Here is a 15,484-nt window from a genome sequence, read left to right on the forward strand (position 1 = left end):
GGCGACGCTCGAACCGGTCCGACCGGAACGGGGGACTCGCCGGGGCGGTCCTCGACGCCGGCCCGGCGACCGGGTCCGGTGTGGAGCGCGCCCCACCGGAAAAGGGGTACCGACGGTGCGGCAGTGGTGGCGGGGCGTGGGCGGGCGGATCCGGCGCGACGGCACGGCGGTGGTCGAGTTGACCCTCGCCGCGACCGTGGCCTGGGTCCTCGCCGCCCGGGTGATCGGTCACCCGGACCCGTTCTTCGCCCCCACGGCGGCGCTGGTCGTCCTGGGCGAGGGGCGGGGGCGGCGGGTCCGGCAGACGGTGGAGATCCTGCTCGGGGTAGCGGCCGGCGTGCTCGTCGCCGAGCTGCTGGTGTACGCGCTCGGCCCGAGCACCGGCACCGTCTTCCTGGTGCTGCTGCTGACCACCGGCCTGATGGTGGCGATCGGCGCACGCACCACCCTCGTGGTGCAGGCGGCGGTCTCCGCCATGTACCTGGGTGCGGTCGCCGCGCCCCACGGCACGCTGATGCCCTTCCGCTTCGTCGACGCGCTGATCGGCGGCGCGGTCGCGCTGGCCGCCAGCCAACTCCTGGCGGCCCGCGACCCGCTCGCCCCGCTGGTCGGCCAGGCCCGGCAGAGCTTCGCCGACCTCGCCGAGGTGCTCGACGAACTCGACGGCGCGCTCACCCGCTGCGACGAGGACGCCGCCCGGGCGACGCTGGAGCGGGCCCGGGAACTGGACGACTGCGTCGACCGGCTGCACACGGCGGTCCGGGCCACCGGGGAGACCCTGCGGTTCCGCGTCCGCCGGCGGCGGCACGTCGGACAGGTACGGGAGGTGGAGGCGACCGCCCGACAGCTGGACTACGCCGTACGCAACGTCCGGGTGCTGGCCCGTGCCGGGGCGACGCTGACCCGGCTGTGCGCCGGGACGCCACCGGAGCTGGGCGACGCGCTGCCCGCCCTGGCCGCCGCCGTACGCGCCGCGGGCGAGGCGGTGGCGAGCGACCTGACCGGCGAGGACGCCGAGCGCCACGCGGCGCGGGCCGACGCGGCGGCCGTGACGGCGGTACGGGTCGCCGGTCGACTGCTCGCGTCCGACCCGCCGCTGCCCGTCACGATGATCGTCGGCCAGATCCGGGCGACCGCCATCGACCTGCTGCGCGGGGTCGGCCGCGACGACGTCGACGTACTGGAGCGGGTGGACGAGGCGCTCGGGGTGGTGCCCGCTCAGCCCGCGTCGCAGCGCTCCGACAACGCGTAGCGGACCAGCACGACGTCGCCGATCTGGCGGGTCTCCGCCACCCGGGCCCGACGACCGGGATGCCAGGGGAAGCTCCCGTCGCCGACGAACCGGGGTGCCCGTCGGTCACCGACGAAGAACGGGGCCAGGGCCAGGTGCAGTTCGTCGGCGAGGCCGGCGGTGAGGAACTGCCGCAGCACGCTCGCCCCGCCCTCCACCATCAGCCGGCCCACGCCACGGCCGGCGAGGTCCGTCAGCGCCCACGCCGGGTCCACCGGCTCGCCCCCGTCCACCACGGTGGCCCGGCCGGCCAGCCGCTCCCCCGTCTTCTCCACCGCGGGGGTGGCACAGTAGACGATCCGGTCGGCGTCGCCGGTGGTGAAGAAGCGGGCCGTCGGGTCCAGGTCGCCGCAGCCGGTCACCGTCACCTTGGTCGGGGAGGCGGGCAGGCCCCGCGCGACGCGCTCGGCGCGCCGCCGCGCGCAGCGGACCAGCAGACGCGGGTCGTCGCGGCGGACCGTGCCCGCGCCGACCAGGATCGCGTCGCAGCCCGCCCGGACCTCGTCGACCCGGTCCAGGTCGGCCTCGTTGGACAGCAGCAGCCGCCGCCCGCTCGCGTCGTCGAGGTAGCCGTCGATCGACGTCGCGCAGCTGAGCAGGACGTACGGGCGGTCAGTCACGGACCAGCGGCAGATCGAGGGCGTGCCCACCACGCCCGGCCTTCGCCGCCAGGTAGCCGACGTTCGCACCGGACAGGTACACCGCCCGGTCGCCGAGGCCGGACGCGAGATGCTCCCGGCCGTCGACGAGACCGTCGGAAGAGAACACCCGGGCGGTGGCCCGGGATCCGTCGGGGAACCGCAGCGGCACCGTGACCTGCGTACGGACGGTGGCGGCGGGCGGGGCTTCGGACATCGGGCTCCTCGTCAGACGGTGCCGGCGGGCACCCGGGCACGGTGGACCAGCAGGACGGCGGCGCCGGGCAGGCTCGCGGCCAGCACCAGGGCCCCGTACACCGTGGCGGTGGCGACGCCCTCGGCGGCGCCCAGGCCGGCGGCGCCGAACGCCCACGCCGCCACGCCCTCGCGGGGGCCGAAGCCGGCGACGTTCGCCGGCACCCCCATCGCCAACAGCGCCAGCAGCGTCAGCGGCACCAGCAGGGCCAGCGGCGCGGTGGAGCCGGCGGTGCGCGCGGCCAGCAGGAAGGTGGCCAGGTGACCGGCGACGGCCACGGTGGAGGCCACGAGCACGCCCAGCCAGGCGCGGCGGCCGAGCAGCCCGGCACGGACGTCGGCCGCCGCCGCGCGCGCCGCACGCGCCCACCGCGACGCGCCGCCGCTGGGCAGCGCGCGGGCGAGCAGGACGGCGCCCAGCCCGGCCGCCGCCAGCAGCCCCGCCACCGTCGGCAGGTGGGGCCGCACCGGCGACGGGAACGCGGCCAGCACGACCATCGCCACGGCGGCCAGCACGACCTGCCCGGCCGCGCGTTCCCACACCACCGCGCGCACGCCCCGGCCGACGTCGCCGACGTCGCGGCCGTGCCGCACCGCCCGGTGCACGTCGCCCAGCACGCCGCCGGGCAGCGTCGCGTTCAGGAACACCGCCCGGTAGCAGTGCGCGAGCGCCGTCGGCAGCGGCAGCCGTACGCCCAGTCCGCCCGCGACGAGGCTCCACCGCCAGGCGCAGCAGCTCGTGGTCAGCGCCCCGATGCCGACGGCGGCGGCCAGCGCCGGGGCGTCGATCAGGCGGAGCCCGGCGAGGAACGGGCCGGTGCCCAGCCAGCCCAGCAGGACGGCCAGCACACCTCCGCCGCCGAGCAGCCGTGCCCACGGCCAGAACCCGCGCCCCGTCCCGGCCGCCGTTGCGGCCCTCCCCCGACGATCGCCCCGCCCGGTGGTACGCACGGGCGGGGCGCCCGGTTCACCCACCGCCGGCCAGCAGGTCGAGGTGGTCGACCAGCACGTCGAGCCGGCCGGCGGCGATCTCGGCACGGCGCCGGTGGGCGTACGCCCGGGTCGGGCCGGTCAGCTCGGGCCGCTGCTCGCAGGCGGCGTCGAGCCAGCCGGTGAACCACTCGCCGGCCAGCTCCGCCTGCTGCGGGCCGAGCCGCCACGGGCTGGGCCGCAGGAGCACGTCGACGCCGTGTCGGGCGAACGCCGCCGCGCAGGCGTGCACGGCGTCCGGCCCGAGCAGGGCGCGCCCGTCGACGGTGCGACGCTGGTGGTCGTTGAACGCGGCGGCGATCGGCCCGTCCCACGGGTCCGCCGGGGTGAGCCGCACCCGACCGGTCACCGACAGGGCCAGCAGGGTCGGGCGGCCCGCCGCGGCGCAGGCCGCGACGAGCCGCTCGATCTCCGCCGCGGTGAGCATGTCCAGCAGCGCGGACGCGGTGACCAGCGCCGCGTCGGCCAGGTCGACGGCGGTCAGCCGGGTGAGGTCGCCGCGTCGGGTCTCGGCGGTGACCGGGCTGCCGTCGCCGGCGGTGGCGGGCATCCCGGCGGCCGCGCGGGCGAGCAGCCCGTCGTCGCGGTCGTGCAGGATCCAGTGCTGCGGGCCGGGCAGGCGCGGCGCCAGCCAGCGGCCCATCGCGCCGCTGCCGGCGCCGAGGTCGTGCACGACGAGCGGCCCGGCGCCGGCGAGCCGGCGGCGGACGAGGTCCGCCAGGTCCCCGGCGCGGGCCGCCGCGTCCGCGGGTTCCCGTAGCGCCAGCCAGGCCGCGAAGTGCGGCGGCAGGTGCCCGGTCATGCCGCCACCGCCCCGGCCAGCACCGCTGCCGTGACGGTCGCGGGGGCCGCCCAGTCGTCGAGGGTGCGCCGCCGCCCCCGCGCCGCCCGCCGCAGCGTGCGGCGCAGGTCGGGCTCGCCCAGCCACCGCCGCAGCGCGCCGGCCAGGGCCGTCGGGTCGCCGGGCGGCACGAGCAGCCCCGGCGTCGTGCCGCCGGGTGCGCGGCCCAGCGCCTCGGGCAGCCCACCGGCCGCCGTGGCCAGCACCGGCACGCCGCGCGCGAGGGCCTCGGTGACCACCATCCCGTACGTCTCCCGGCGCGAGGGCAGCACCAGCAGGTCGGCGACGGCGTACGCGGCGTCCAGGGCCGCCCCGGTGCGCGGACCGACCAGGCGCACCCGGTCGGCGAGTCCGTGCCCGCCCACCTGCCGGCGCAGATCCGCCACGAACCCCTGGTCCCGGGTCAGCGGCCCCACGCAGACGCAGCTCCACGGCAGGTCGGCGACGGTCGCCAGGGCCTGCACCAGCACGTCGTGTCCCTTGTGCGGGGCGAGGGCGGCGACGCAGAGCAGGTTCCCGCCGGCCGGTGACCCAGGTGCGGGCGGGGCCGGGTCCACGCCGGGCGGGGCGACGTGCACCCGGCCGGGCGGCAGCGCGTACCGGTCGAGCAGCCGCCGCCGGGTCCACTCGCTGGTGGTGACGACCGCGACGGCGACGGCCAGGGCGGCGGCCTCGGCGTCGTGCTCCAGCGGCAGGTGTACGACCACGACGAGGCGCAGTCGCCGCGCGTGCGGGCCGAGCACCTCCGGCACGCACGAGGCGACCAGCCCGTCGAGCAGGACCGGCACCCCGTCGGGCAGCGCCGCGAGCACCCCGGCGAGCCCGGCGCGCGCGGCCGGGTCGGGGTGCGGCCAGTCGCCGGGCACGGCGTGCTCGCGGACCGTCCAGCCGGCCGCCGCGAGGCCCCGGCAGAGCCGGCGGTCGTAGCCGTTGCCGCCGCTCGGCTCGGCCGGGTCGTCGATGTCGTTCGGCAGCACGACGTGCACCGTCGCCATTCAGAGCGGCCGTTCGTAGCTGGCCCAGGCGACGTGCGACTCGTGCAGGGTGACGGTGATGCCGGCCAGGGCGTGGGCGCCCGCGCCGAGGTCACCCGCGCGTACCCGCTCGGCGAGCCGGTCGGCGACCGTACGGGCCAGCACCTCGGTGGTGGTGTTCACTCCGGCGAAGGCCGGCTCGTCGTCGAGGTTGCGGTAGGTCAACTCGGAGAGCACCGCCCGCAGCTGGGCGGTGGCCAGCCCGATGTCGACCACCACGCCGTCGGCGTCGAGGTCCAGCCGGCGGAAGGTGGCGTCGACGACGAACGTCGCCCCGTGCAGGCGCTGGGCCGGGCCGAACACCTCGCCCCGGAAGCTGTGGGCGATCATCATGTGGTCTCGGACGGTCACGCTGAACACGGGTCACTCTCCGTCGTAGGTGATGAGGTGGCACAGTGCGGGGAGGCTGCCGGCGGCCAGTCGGGCCAGCACGTCGGGCAGCTCCGCGAAGCGGGACTCGCCGGTGATCAGCGCGTCGAAGGCGGGATCGGCGAGCAGTTCCAGGGCGAGCCCCAGCCGGTCGGTGCGGCTGCGGCTGCCCCGCCGGGCCGGTGCCACGGCGCCCACCTGGCTGCCGCGCACGGTCAACCGGCCGGAGTGGAACGCCCCGCCCAGCGCCAGCGCGACGGTGCGGTCGCCGTACCAGCTCAGCTCGACGACGGTGCCCTCCGGCCGGAGCAGTTCCAGCGAACGTTGCAGGCCGGCGGCGGTGGCGCTGGCGTGCACCACGAGGTCGCGCCCGCCGGTGGCCCCCTGCGGCGGGGCGAAGCCCACGCCGAGGGCGGCGGCGACCTTCGCCCGGCTCGGGTCGGTGTCGACCAGCTCCACCCGTACGCCCGGGAAGCGGGCGAGCAGCGCCGCCACGCAGCAGCCCACCATGCCGGCGCCGACCACGCTCACCCGGTCGCCCACCAGGGGCGCGGCGTCCCACAGCGCGTTCACCGCCGTCTCCACCGTCCCGGCGAGCACCGCGCGGGCGGGCGGCACCGCGTCGGGCACGGGCACCACCGCGTCGGCCGGCACCACGTACGCGCTCTGGTGCGGGTGCAGGCAGAACACGGTCCGGCCACGCAGCTCGTCCGGGCCGCGCTCGACCACCCCCACGTTGAGGTAGCCGTACTTGACCGGCGCCGGGAAGTCGCCCTCCTGGAACGGGGCGCGCATGGCCGCGTACTGGTCGGCGGGGACGCGGCCGGCGAAGACCAGCGTCTCGGTGCCGCGGCTGATGCCGGAGTACCGGCTGCGTACGAGCACCTCGCCCGGGCCGGGGACGGCGAGCGGCACCGACCTGATCTCGCCCCTGCCGGGCGTACGCAGCCAGAAGGCGCGCGCCTCACCGGTCACCGGTTCCTCCTCACCCGCGTCCACAGCGAACCGAACGGCGGTTCTTTCCGTAGTTTGTGTCGCAAGTCGTCGATGATAGACACGGAGGCACGGTGCCCATGGTTCGAAGAGGCCCCGCGATCGGGCTGATCGTCCAGATTGTCCTGTTGGCGGGGCTGGCCGCGACGGTCGGCCTCGGGCCGGTGGGTTGGCTCGCCGGGGCCGCGTACGGGACGGTGCTGTGTCTGACCCTCGACCGGGGGCTGCGCGGGTCGGGCTCGGACGCCCTCGGGCCGGCCGACCGGGTGACCCTGGCCCGGGCGCTGCTGGTCGGCGCAGTCACGGCGCTGACCGGCGACGCGCTCGCCCCGACCGCCGTCGACCGGCCCGCGGCGGCCGGGACACTGGTCGCCCTCACCGCCGTGGCGCTCGCCCTCGACGCCGTGGACGGGTACGTGGCCCGGCGCACCGGCACCGCGAGCGCGCTCGGGGCGCGCTTCGACATGGAGGTCGACGCGTTCCTCATCCTCGTCCTCGCCGCGGCCGTCGCGCCCGCCGTGGGTGTCTGGGTGCTCACCCTCGGCGGCATGCGGTACGCGTTCGTCGCCGCCGGGTGGGTGCTGCCCTGGCTGCGCCGGCCGCTGCCCCCGAGGTACTGGCGCAAGGTCGTGGCGGCGGCGCAGGGCGTGCTGCTGCTGGTCGCGGCGGCCGGGGTGCTACCCGGCCCGGGCGACGCGCTGGTGCTGGCGGTCGCGTTGGCCCTGCTCGTCGAGTCGTTCGGCCGCGACGTGGGATGGCTGTGGCGGCACCGGTCCGCCCGGGCGGTGCCGCCCGATCTCCCGTACCGCCGGCCCCCGCCCGCACCGGTACGCCCCGACCTCGTCGCCACCCGTGACTGACCCGACGTCGCCGCCGGCAGCCGGCCGGCCGCGCCCGTCCGCCGAGGGAGCGCACGGGCGGCGACGGGGCGCGGCGCGGGCGACGACCGCGCTGGCCACCCTGCTCGTGCTGGCCGCCCTCACCGCGCCACACCAGCCCGCCCGGCTCACGCCCGCCGCGTTCGTGCGGGTGCCCCTCGAAGGGCTGCTCGTCGTGGCCCTGCTGCTCGCCCTGCCGGTACGCGCGCGGCGGCCGGTGGCGGCACTCGCCGGCGCGTCGCTCGGGTTGCTGACCGTGCTGAAGCTGGCCGACCTCGGGTTCCTGGCGACGCTCGGCCGCCCCTTCGACCTCGTGCTCGACTGGGCCCTGCTCGACGACGCGCTCGGGTTCCTCACCGACTCGGTGGGCCGGGCGGGCGCCGCCGGCGCGGTCGTCGCGGCCGTGCTGCTGCTCGCCGCCCTGCTCCTCGCGACGACGCGGTCGGTGCTGCGGCTGGCCCCGCTGCTGGCCCGGCACCGCACCGCCACCCGGCGTACGGTAGCGGCGCTGGTGGTCGTCTGGCTGACCTGCGCCGCGTTCGGCGTGCGGGTCTCCCTCGGCGTGCCGGTGGCCGACACCGCCGCGACCGACCTGGTCGGCGCACACGCGCTCCAGGTGCGCGCCCGGCTGCGCGACCGGGAGGTCTTCGCGGCCCAGGTCGGCGTCGACCCCCTGCGGGACACCCCCGGCGACCGCCTGCTGACCGCGCTGCGCGGCAAGGACGTGGTGGTCGCCTTCGTGGAGAGCTACGGGCGCGACGCGGTGGAGGACCCGGAGTACGCCCCGGGCGTGGGTGCCGTGCTGGCCGACGGGGACCGCCGGCTGCGGGCGGCCGGCTTCGCCTCCCGCAGCGGCTTCCTCACCTCGCCGACCACCGGTGGCGGCAGCTGGCTGGCGCACGCCACGCTGTTGTCCGGGATGTGGGTCGACAACGACCAGCGGCACCGCAGCCTGCTGGCCAGCGACCGGTCGACGCTGGGTGGCGCCTTCCGGCGGGCCGGCTGGCGCACTGTCGGCGTGATGCCGGCCGCCACCCGGCCCTGGCCGGAGGGGGCCTTCTTCGGCTACGAACGCTTCTACGACGGCCGCAGCCTCGGCTACCGGGGACCGAAGTTCGGCTACGCCCCGATGCCCGACCAGTACACCCTGGCGGCCTTCGAACGCCTGGAACGCGCCCGCGCGGACCGCGCCCCGGTGATGGCCGAGATCGCGCTGGTGTCCAGCCACTCCCCCTGGACGAAGATCCCGCGCCTCGTCGACTGGTCGCGGGTCGGCGACGGGACCGTCTTCCACGACGCCGCCACCGGCAACCCGTCGTCTGAGCCCCGCGCCGGCTACCGCCGGGCGGTCGAGTACTCCCTAACCACCCTCGTGTCCTATGTGGAGCACCACGGCGACGACGACCTCGTGCTGGTCTTCCTCGGCGACCACCAACCCGCACCCGTCGTCACCGGCGCCCGGGCCGGCCGGGACGTTCCGGTCACCGTCGTCGCCCGCGACCCGGCGGTGCTCGACCGGGTCGCGGGTTGGGGCTGGGAGGAGGGCCTCCGGCCCGGACCACGCGCGCCGGTGTGGCCGATGGACGCCTTCCGCGACCGGTTCCTCACCGCCTTCAGCGGCTGACCCCCGCCGGACCGGCGCCCGTGGGCGGGAGAGCCGCCGTCGGGTGGCCGGTCAGCGGGGGACGACGAGGTCGGCGTAGTCGTCGGCGGCGAGGGGTCGCTGGGACAACGACCCGTCGGCGCGCGGCACCCCCAGCGGGGCCCCGCCCCGGAAGAAGGCCACGGTCTCGACGTCGGAGCGGGCGGTCAGGGTGCAGACGATCTGCCCGAAGGCGAGGACCTCGTCGCTGCGGCCCGCCTCGTCGCTGCGGCCGGCCTCGTCGCCGGCTCCACCGAGTTCCACGTCGACCTCGGTGCCGCGCGGCCGGGCGGCGGCGACCGGCACGGCCCCGGGCAGGGCCGTCGTGAGACCGGTGTCGCGTTCGACGGGGGTCGGGCCGGCCAGCAGGTGCTGGAGCTGGGCGTCGACGGTCGGCGTGCCGTCGACACGACGCTCGACGCGGACCAGCCGGTCGTCGCGTACGAAGCAGAGGACCTCCGTCGCCCGCCCCGCCGTCAGGGTGGGACTCGGCGTCGTGGCGACCGCCCCCGGTGAGGGAAACGGACCGGGCGGGGACCCCACGGCGCGCGGGGCGCCCTCGATCGGTACGCCGCAGCCCGCCAGCAGCCCGAGGACGGCGAGCGCCCTGCCGAGGCCGCGCCACCGGCCCGACCGCCGCGTCGCCCGGCGGGACACCGGCGGCGGGGCCGGTGGCACCCGACCGGTCACGGCGAGCGGCGGGCGCGCGGGCGTACGGCCGGTCACGGCAGCACCCCGGGCAACTCGACCCGGAAGCGGGCGCCCCCGCCGGGACGGTCGTCCGCGCCGGCACTCCCCCGGTGCGCGGCGGCGTGCTCCGCGACGAGGGCCAGCCCGAGCCCGGCACCGTCGCCGTCGGCGCGCGAGTGCGCGGCCCGGCCACGGACGAAACGGTCGAAGATGATCTCCCGGTCCTCCGGCGGCACGCCCGGCCCCTCGTCGTCGACCTCGACGATCCCCCTGCCGTCGCGCTCCGCCAGCCGCACGGCCGTCGGCCCGCCGCCGTGGCGCAGCGCGTTGTCGACCAGGTTGGCCAGGATCTGCTCGACCCTGCGCTCGTCGACCAGCCAGGTGGGCGCGACGCCCCGGTCGACCCGCACGAGCGTGTCGGGCAGCCCGCGGGCCTGACAGGCGCGGCGGGCCAGCGCCGCCACGTCGACCGGCGTCCGGTCGACCGGCTGGTCGCTGCGGGCGAGCTGGATGAGGTCGTTGACGAGCTGCTGGAACCGGGTGATCTCGTCGGCCACCAACCCGGCCGCGGTGGCGGTGCGCTCGTCGAGGTGTGCCCGGCGACGCGCCAGGACGCTGGCCGCGGCCGACAGGGTCTGCAACGGCGAGCGCAGCTCGTGGCTGACGTCGGCGGCGAAGCGGCGGTCCCGCTCGATGCGCCGGGAGAGCTGGTCGACCATGTGGTTGAACGACGTGGAGAGCCGGGTCAGGTCGGGGTCGGTGGTCGCCGCGAGCCGGGCGGAGAAGTTGCCCGCCGCGATCTCCTGCGCGGCGTCCGCCACCGCCGTCAACGGCCGCAGGCTGTGCCGGGTGGCGTACCAGCCGAGGGCGGCGCCGGACCCGGCGACCACGATGGCCACGGCGGTCAGCGCCAGCGCCAGGACCCGCAGGGTGTGGTCCAGCTCCCGCAGCGACGTCAGCTCGTAGTAGCTGGTGGAGGGGGCCAGCGGCAGGCCGACGAGGAGGGTGGGCTGGCCGTTGACCCGGACCCGCTGCACCGCCGGTTCCCCGGCGTGGACGAGCTGTTGCAGGTCGGCCGGGATGGCGGCGGTCAGGCCGGTGTCGGCCGTACGGGCGTACCAGGCGTCCCCACGGTGCAGCAGCGGCCGACGGTTGCCGCCGGTGTCGAGGGACCGCAGCACCTCCACGACGTCGGGGGCCTCCGTGTCCAGGCCGGTACGCACGACCGCGGCGTCGAAGTACGCCGCCCGCACCGCCGTACGCTCCCGCTCGTCGAGCAGGGACCCCCTGGTCAGCTCGTACGAGACCAGCGCCATGGACGCGGAGAGCAGCAGCGCCCCGACGGCGAACCCGGCGGACACCCGGGCCCGCAGTCCGAGCCAACTCACCGGGTCAGCTTGTAGCCGAGGCCACGCAGGGTGACCAGGTGCCGGGGGTTGCCCGGATCGTCCTCGATCTTCTGCCGCAGCCGTCCCACGTGCACGTCGACGAGCCGCTCGTCGCCGGTGTCGTAACCCCACACCCGTTGCAGCAGCTGGTGGCGCGACAGCACCCGACCGGCGTGCTCGGCCAGCTCGCACAGCAGCCGGAACTCGGTGCGGGTGACCGGCACCGACTGCCCCGCCAGGCGCACCTCCCCGGCGTCCGGGCTGATCTCCAGTTGCCCGAACGTGAGCACCGGCACGGGGTCGGGTGCCGCCCGGGCCCGGCGCCGCAGGGCGCGCAGCCGCGCCGACAGTTCCTTGATCGCCACCGGCTTGACCACGTAGTCGTCGGCGCCCGCCTCCAGCGCCGCGACGATGTCGTGGGTGTCGTCGCGGGCGCTGACCACCACGATCGGCACGTCGTCGTCGCGGCGCAGCCGCCGGATGCACTCGAAGCCGTCCAAACCCGGCAGCATCAGGTCGACCAGGACGGTGTCGGCCGGCTCCTGGCGCTGCCTTTGCAGCCCCTCCTCGGCGGTGGCCACGCCCCGGACGCGGTAGCCCTCGTCCTCGAGCGCGAGCAGCAACGCCAGACGGATCCGGTCGTCGTCCTCGATCACCAGCACGTCCGTCATACCGGCATCATCCCCAAGGCGACGACTGCCGCCCAACCGGGTCCGGCGTTCGGCGGTTTTGTCACGCAACTGTCATACAACCGCGTGGCCGACGCCACGGGTGGCCCCGAGGGTGGTGGGACACGCCCGCGGGCCGGCTGCCGCTGGCCGGCCGAACCCGGAGGAGGGGATCAGATTGACCGTCTCCGGTCTCGTCACCGCGCTCGCCGTCGGTCTCCTCGTCGCCGGGGTGGGCTGGTGGGTGACCCCGCGCCGACGGGAGGTCCCGGTCTGGCTGGCCCTGGTGGCGGGGATCGTCACCGCGCTGCTCGGGGTGATCCTGGCGCGCATCGTCGGCCTCGACACCGACCGGTCCGGGGCGTGGCGCGTCGGCGTGCCGGCCGGCTCGGCCGTCCTCGGCGTCGTCCTCGTGGCGGCCACGGCCGGCGGTCCCCGGCACGCCGCCGCCGCGCCGCGCGGGACGGGGCCGGACCTCGACACCGCCCAGACGTCGCCGGTCCCGGGCCGGCGCGTGGCACGGCCCGACCTCCCGTGGAGGAAGACACCATGACCGTCGTACCGGACGAGCACCGGATGACGCTGATCTGCGACAGCTGCGGGGACACGACCACGGGCACCGCGTGCGTCCTGCCCGACGCCGAGGTCGTCTGGACCCTGGTGGCCGAACACGGCTGGAGCGGCTCGCCGTTCGCCACGGGCCCGCACCGCTGCCCCCGGTGCAGCCTGCCGGGTCTCGGCATCGGGGGCGACACCGCCGCGCAGGGCGGGCAGCCGGGCGGTGGGGTGCTGGGCGTCGACCATCTCGACGACGTCGCCGTGGTCGCGGCCGCCGGGGACATCGACGCCGACACCGCCGACGAGCTTCGGGCCGCCCTGCGGCAGGCCGTGGACGTCTGCGGGCACGTGGTGGTCGACCTGACCCGGGTCCACCTCATCGACGCCGGCGGGCTCGCGCTGCTCGTGCGGGCGCACCGCGACGCCCGCGAACGGGGCGTCGTGCTCTGCCTGGCCGCCCCGTCCCGCTTCATCCGCACCGTGCTGCACACCATGCGGCTCGACGGGCTGTTCCCGATCTTCGCGAGCCCGCAGGAGGCGGTCCGCCGGCTGTCTCCCGGCGGATCCGCCGGGCTGACGGCCCTCGTCGCCGGGCCGGATCCGCGTGGGCTCCCCCCGGCGGTCGTGAGCGACGCGTTGTCCCGCTGACCGGCCCCCGTCCCCGCTGACCGTCCACGGCCCAGGGCCGTGGACCACCGAGAGGAAGCACCCCATGCTCATCCCCTGGCCGTACCCGGACGAAGGCGCGTCCCGTTCGGAGCCGCCGGGCCCCTCGCCGGACGACGAGGACGGCCGGCTGGCGGCACTGGTCGCCCAGCGGTTGAGCAGCGACTGGACCACCCGTCGCCAGCAGATCGTGGTGACCGTGCAGAACCGCGTCGTCATCCTCGCGGGCATCGTGGCCGGCCCGGACACCCGGCGGGTGGCCGGCGAGATCGCCTGGGACGTCCAGGGCGTCGTCGACGTCTGCAACGCCCTGCGGCTCGCCGACTCCCGGCGGTCGCGTCACTGACCCGCCGCACGCCCCGCCTGGTCCTCGCCGACCCCCGCCCTGGCCCCCGCCGACGTGCTGCCGGCGGACCGCGCCCGGGCGGTCAGGCCGCGGTCTGCTCGACCGGGCAGGCGTACGCCGTGCGCCCGCCGAGCTGCCAGGTCCGCACGGCGGCGCCACAGCGCCGGCAGGCCGGACGCTTGTAGACCCACCGCTCGTCGGGCGCCGCCGGGTCGCTGACCACCTGCCCGGCGTCGCGACCCAGCGTCAGGTACCGCACGGCGAGGTCCCACAACCGGCGGGCCCGCGCCGGCCCGACCGCCCGGGCGTCCGGGTCGAGGCCCGCCAGGAAGAGCAGCTCCGCCCGCCAGGCGTTGCCGAGGCCCGCCCAGACGGCCTGGTCGAGCAGCGCCGCGCCGACCGCGCCCCGGGTGGCGCCGAGCCGGCGCACCGCGTCCGCGCCGTCGGCGTCGGCGCGCAGCGGGTCCGGGCCGAGCGAGGCCCGCAGCGCGCGTTCACCGGCGGCCGGGAGCGGTTCGCAGCGGATCGGCGCGATCAGGTCGTACGCGACGCCGCCGCCGGCCAGGCGCAGCCGGACGCCCGCGCGGGGCGGGACGGCCCGGTCCTCGTGGCGCAGGAACAGCCCGCGCATGCCGAGGTGCACGTGCAGGGCCGGCGCGTCGTCGACGTGGTAGAGCAGGTGCTTGCCGTACGCCTCCACCGCGCGCAGCCGCCGCCCGTCGTACGGGCCGACGTCCAGACGACCCTGCGGGCTGGCCGCGGCGAGAACCTGCCCGGCGAGCGTGGCGTGCTGCTCGCGCGCGTACCGGTGGATGAGGTGGCCCTCGGGCATGCCGGCGGTTACCCGGGGTCCGGGCACGAAAACGGCGCTTCGGGCGGGGAACAACGGCGATCGGTCCGCAGTTGTCCCCTTTCGTGACCGACGTTGTCCCGCACCCGCGACTGTTCGACATCCGGCGGATCTACGTGGAGCCGGAGGCCGCCGAACTGCCCCGTGGGCGGGCCGTGCTGGAGCGCTTTCCCGACGCGGAGCGCGTCGAGGTCGAGAGCCACTCCCGCATCCCCGAGCTGTACGGGGACGAGACCAACGTCGCACGCTGGGTACGGATCAAGACGGAGGCCCTGGTGCTGGGGGTCAAGAAGTCCCTCACCGCCCGCCCGAACGGCCGCTCCGCCGACTTCATCGCCCCGTCCACGGCGAACGGCTGCGCGATGGCCTGCGCCTACTGCTACGTGCCGCGCCGCAAGGGCTACAGCAATCCGGTGACGGTCTTCGCCAACATCGACCGGATCGGTGGCTACCTGCGCCGGCACGTCGGCCGGCAGGGCGTCAAGGGCGAGCCGAACCGGTGCGATCCCGCCGCCTGGGTGTACGACATCGGCGAGAACTCCGACTGTTCGCTGGACGCCCGGATCTCCGACAACGTGCGGGACCTCGTGACGCTGTTCCGGGAACTGCCGACGGCGAAGGCCACCTTCGCCACGAAGCACGTCAACCGCGACCTGCTCGACTGGGACCCGCGGGGCCGCACCCGCGTCCGGTTCTCGCTGATGCCGGCCCGGGACGCGAAACTGCTCGACGTCCGCACCTCCCCGGTCGCGGAGCGGCTGGCCGCCGTCGACGACTTCGTCGCCGCCGGCTACGAGGTGCACGTCAACTTCAGCCCGGTGGTGGTCCGCGACGGGTGGCTGGACGACTGGGCGGAGCTGCTCGACCAGCTCGACGACGCGCTCGGGCCCCGCGCCAAGGCGCAGCTCGCCGCCGAGGTCATCTTCCTGACCCACAACGACCGGCTGCACGAGGTGAATCTCGGCTGGCACCCGAAGGCCGAGGAGGTGCTCTGGCGGCCGGAACTCCAGCAGCCGAAACGGTCGCAGACCGGCGGTTGGAACGTGCGGTACCGCACCGGCCAGAAGGGCGCCTACGTGGCGGCGCTGACGGACCTGATCGCCGCGAAGGCGCCGTACTGCCGGGTCCGCTACGCGTTCTGACCGTGCACCGGGCGGCGTTTCCGCCGTACCCCGGTCGAGCTTTCGCTCTCGGCCCTTGCAAAAAGGTGCGTGACGCAGTTCAGGGCCACCCCGCAAGGGGTGGCCCTGAACTGAAAGATTGTCCGGCGGTGTCCTACTCTCCCACACCCTCCCGAGTGCAGTACCATCGGCGCTGGAGGGCTTAGCTTCCGGGTTCGGAATGTAACCGGGCGTTTCCCCTCCGCCATGACCGCCGTAACTCTATC

15 protein-coding genes, 1 rRNA gene and 2 pseudogenes are annotated in these 15,484 nt (G+C 76.5%); 6 read left to right on the plus strand and 12 right to left on the minus strand.

The features are described 5' to 3' along the window. Nucleotides 1–136: 136 nt before the first annotated feature. On the plus strand, nucleotides 137–1,252 hold the full coding sequence (locus tag KBX06_RS15035; RefSeq protein ID WP_307854640.1) for an FUSC family protein: 1,116 nt from the start codon (nucleotides 137–139) through the stop codon (nucleotides 1,250–1,252). Here KBX06_RS15035 and KBX06_RS15040 read toward each other — a convergent pair. The 7 genes and pseudogenes from KBX06_RS15040 to KBX06_RS15070 all read right to left on the minus strand — a co-directional run bounded on the left by KBX06_RS15040 (nucleotide 1,219) and on the right by KBX06_RS15070 (nucleotide 6,393). After that, nucleotides 1,219–1,911: a dihydrofolate reductase family protein gene (locus KBX06_RS15040; protein WP_210835130.1), complete on the minus strand. Its 693-nt coding sequence runs from the start codon at nucleotides 1,909–1,911 to the stop codon at nucleotides 1,219–1,221. The two genes, KBX06_RS15035 and KBX06_RS15040, sit on opposite strands and share 34 nt — an antisense overlap. 82 nt (nucleotides 1,912–1,993) lie before the next feature. Then, nucleotides 1,994–2,146: pseudogene (locus tag KBX06_RS15045) on the minus strand (GTP cyclohydrolase); the annotation flags it as partial. 11 nt (nucleotides 2,147–2,157) lie between these two features. Further along, nucleotides 2,158–3,135, minus strand: a complete 978-nt coding sequence (locus tag KBX06_RS15050) for a lysylphosphatidylglycerol synthase domain-containing protein (RefSeq protein ID WP_210835131.1) — start codon at nucleotides 3,133–3,135, stop codon at nucleotides 2,158–2,160. 16 nt (nucleotides 3,136–3,151) lie between these two features. Further along, entirely contained in the window at nucleotides 3,152–3,976 is an 825-nt protein-coding gene (locus KBX06_RS15055; protein ID WP_210835132.1) for a class I SAM-dependent methyltransferase, read from the minus strand. After that, nucleotides 3,973–5,010: a glycosyltransferase family 4 protein gene (locus KBX06_RS15060; protein WP_210835133.1), complete on the minus strand. Its 1,038-nt coding sequence runs from the start codon at nucleotides 5,008–5,010 to the stop codon at nucleotides 3,973–3,975. Before KBX06_RS15060 ends, KBX06_RS15055 begins: the two co-directional genes overlap by 4 nt. Continuing rightward, nucleotides 5,011–5,409, minus strand: a complete 399-nt coding sequence (locus KBX06_RS15065; protein WP_210835134.1) for a 6-carboxytetrahydropterin synthase — start codon at nucleotides 5,407–5,409, stop codon at nucleotides 5,011–5,013. Nucleotides 5,410–5,412: 3 nt separating this feature from the next. Then, entirely contained in the window at nucleotides 5,413–6,393 is a 981-nt protein-coding gene (locus KBX06_RS15070; RefSeq protein WP_210835135.1) for a zinc-binding alcohol dehydrogenase, read from the minus strand. 98 nt (nucleotides 6,394–6,491) lie between these two features. On the opposite strand from KBX06_RS15070, the pseudogene KBX06_RS27825 reads away from it, so the two are divergent. Then, a pseudogene (locus KBX06_RS27825) lies at nucleotides 6,492–8,951 on the plus strand (CDP-alcohol phosphatidyltransferase family protein); the annotation flags it as partial. Between the two features lie 13 nt (nucleotides 8,952–8,964). On the opposite strand, the gene KBX06_RS15085 reads toward KBX06_RS27825, so the two are convergent. The 3 genes from KBX06_RS15085 to KBX06_RS15095 all read right to left on the minus strand — a co-directional run bounded on the left by KBX06_RS15085 (nucleotide 8,965) and on the right by KBX06_RS15095 (nucleotide 11,680). Then, nucleotides 8,965–9,519, minus strand: a complete 555-nt coding sequence (locus tag KBX06_RS15085; protein ID WP_247685967.1) for a GerMN domain-containing protein — start codon at nucleotides 9,517–9,519, stop codon at nucleotides 8,965–8,967. Nucleotides 9,520–9,653: 134 nt separating this feature from the next. Beyond that, nucleotides 9,654–10,982, minus strand: coding sequence for a sensor histidine kinase (locus tag KBX06_RS15090; protein WP_374225643.1), 1,329 nt, complete (start codon nucleotides 10,980–10,982; stop codon nucleotides 9,654–9,656). Between the two features lie 23 nt (nucleotides 10,983–11,005). Beyond that, nucleotides 11,006–11,680 (minus strand): response regulator transcription factor, encoded by a 675-nt coding sequence (locus KBX06_RS15095; RefSeq protein WP_210835138.1) that lies wholly within the window; start codon nucleotides 11,678–11,680, stop codon nucleotides 11,006–11,008. A gap of 175 nt (nucleotides 11,681–11,855) precedes the next feature. Between KBX06_RS15095 and KBX06_RS15100 the strand changes: the two genes are divergently transcribed. The 3 genes from KBX06_RS15100 to KBX06_RS15110 all read left to right on the plus strand — a co-directional run bounded on the left by KBX06_RS15100 (nucleotide 11,856) and on the right by KBX06_RS15110 (nucleotide 13,247). Then, the gene (locus tag KBX06_RS15100) at nucleotides 11,856–12,230 is read left to right on the plus strand and encodes a hypothetical protein (RefSeq protein WP_210835139.1); all 375 of its coding nucleotides are present in this window, start codon (nucleotides 11,856–11,858) and stop codon (nucleotides 12,228–12,230) included. Further along, entirely contained in the window at nucleotides 12,227–12,883 is a 657-nt protein-coding gene (locus KBX06_RS15105; RefSeq protein ID WP_210835140.1) for an STAS domain-containing protein, read from the plus strand. Before KBX06_RS15100 ends, KBX06_RS15105 begins: the two co-directional genes overlap by 4 nt. A gap of 64 nt (nucleotides 12,884–12,947) precedes the next feature. Continuing rightward, nucleotides 12,948–13,247 carry a BON domain-containing protein gene (locus KBX06_RS15110; RefSeq protein ID WP_210835141.1) on the plus strand — a complete coding sequence of 100 codons (300 nt, stop codon included), beginning with the start codon at nucleotides 12,948–12,950 and terminating at the stop codon, nucleotides 13,245–13,247. Between the two features lie 82 nt (nucleotides 13,248–13,329). On the opposite strand, the gene KBX06_RS15115 is transcribed toward KBX06_RS15110, so the two are convergent. Continuing rightward, a complete protein-coding gene (locus tag KBX06_RS15115; protein WP_210835142.1) occupies nucleotides 13,330–14,079 on the minus strand; it encodes a DNA-formamidopyrimidine glycosylase family protein in 750 nt (249 codons plus the stop codon). Between the two features lie 83 nt (nucleotides 14,080–14,162). Between KBX06_RS15115 and KBX06_RS15120 the strand changes: the two genes are divergently transcribed. Continuing rightward, nucleotides 14,163–15,239 carry a spore photoproduct lyase family protein gene (locus KBX06_RS15120; RefSeq protein WP_210835143.1) on the plus strand — a complete coding sequence of 359 codons (1,077 nt, stop codon included), beginning with the start codon at nucleotides 14,163–14,165 and terminating at the stop codon, nucleotides 15,237–15,239. 120 nt (nucleotides 15,240–15,359) lie between these two features. On the opposite strand, the gene rrf is transcribed toward KBX06_RS15120, so the two are convergent. After that, nucleotides 15,360–15,476 (minus strand): 5S ribosomal RNA (gene rrf, locus KBX06_RS15125). Nucleotides 15,477–15,484: the final 8 nt, after the last annotated feature.

The sequence above is a fragment of the Micromonospora sp. C31 genome (genome assembly GCF_018070575.1).
Classification (GTDB): Bacteria; Actinomycetota; Actinomycetes; order Mycobacteriales; family Micromonosporaceae; genus Micromonospora.

What these genes read in the sequence shown, in the direction of transcription:
- KBX06_RS15060 (WP_210835133.1), bottom strand. Translation starts at nt 5,010, where the DNA reads ATGGCGACGGTGCACGTCGTGCTGCCGAACGACATCGACGACCCGGCC.
- KBX06_RS15115 (WP_210835142.1), bottom strand. Translation starts at nt 14,079, where the DNA reads ATGCCCGAGGGCCACCTCATCCACCGGTACGCGCGCGAGCAGCACGCC.
- KBX06_RS15105 (WP_210835140.1), top strand. Translation starts at nt 12,227, where the DNA reads ATGACCGTCGTACCGGACGAGCACCGGATGACGCTGATCTGCGACAGC.
- KBX06_RS15055 (WP_210835132.1), bottom strand. Translation starts at nt 3,976, where the DNA reads ATGACCGGGCACCTGCCGCCGCACTTCGCGGCCTGGCTGGCGCTACGG.
- KBX06_RS15110 (WP_210835141.1), top strand. Translation starts at nt 12,948, where the DNA reads ATGCTCATCCCCTGGCCGTACCCGGACGAAGGCGCGTCCCGTTCGGAG.
- KBX06_RS15095 (WP_210835138.1), bottom strand. Translation starts at nt 11,680, where the DNA reads ATGACGGACGTGCTGGTGATCGAGGACGACGACCGGATCCGTCTGGCG.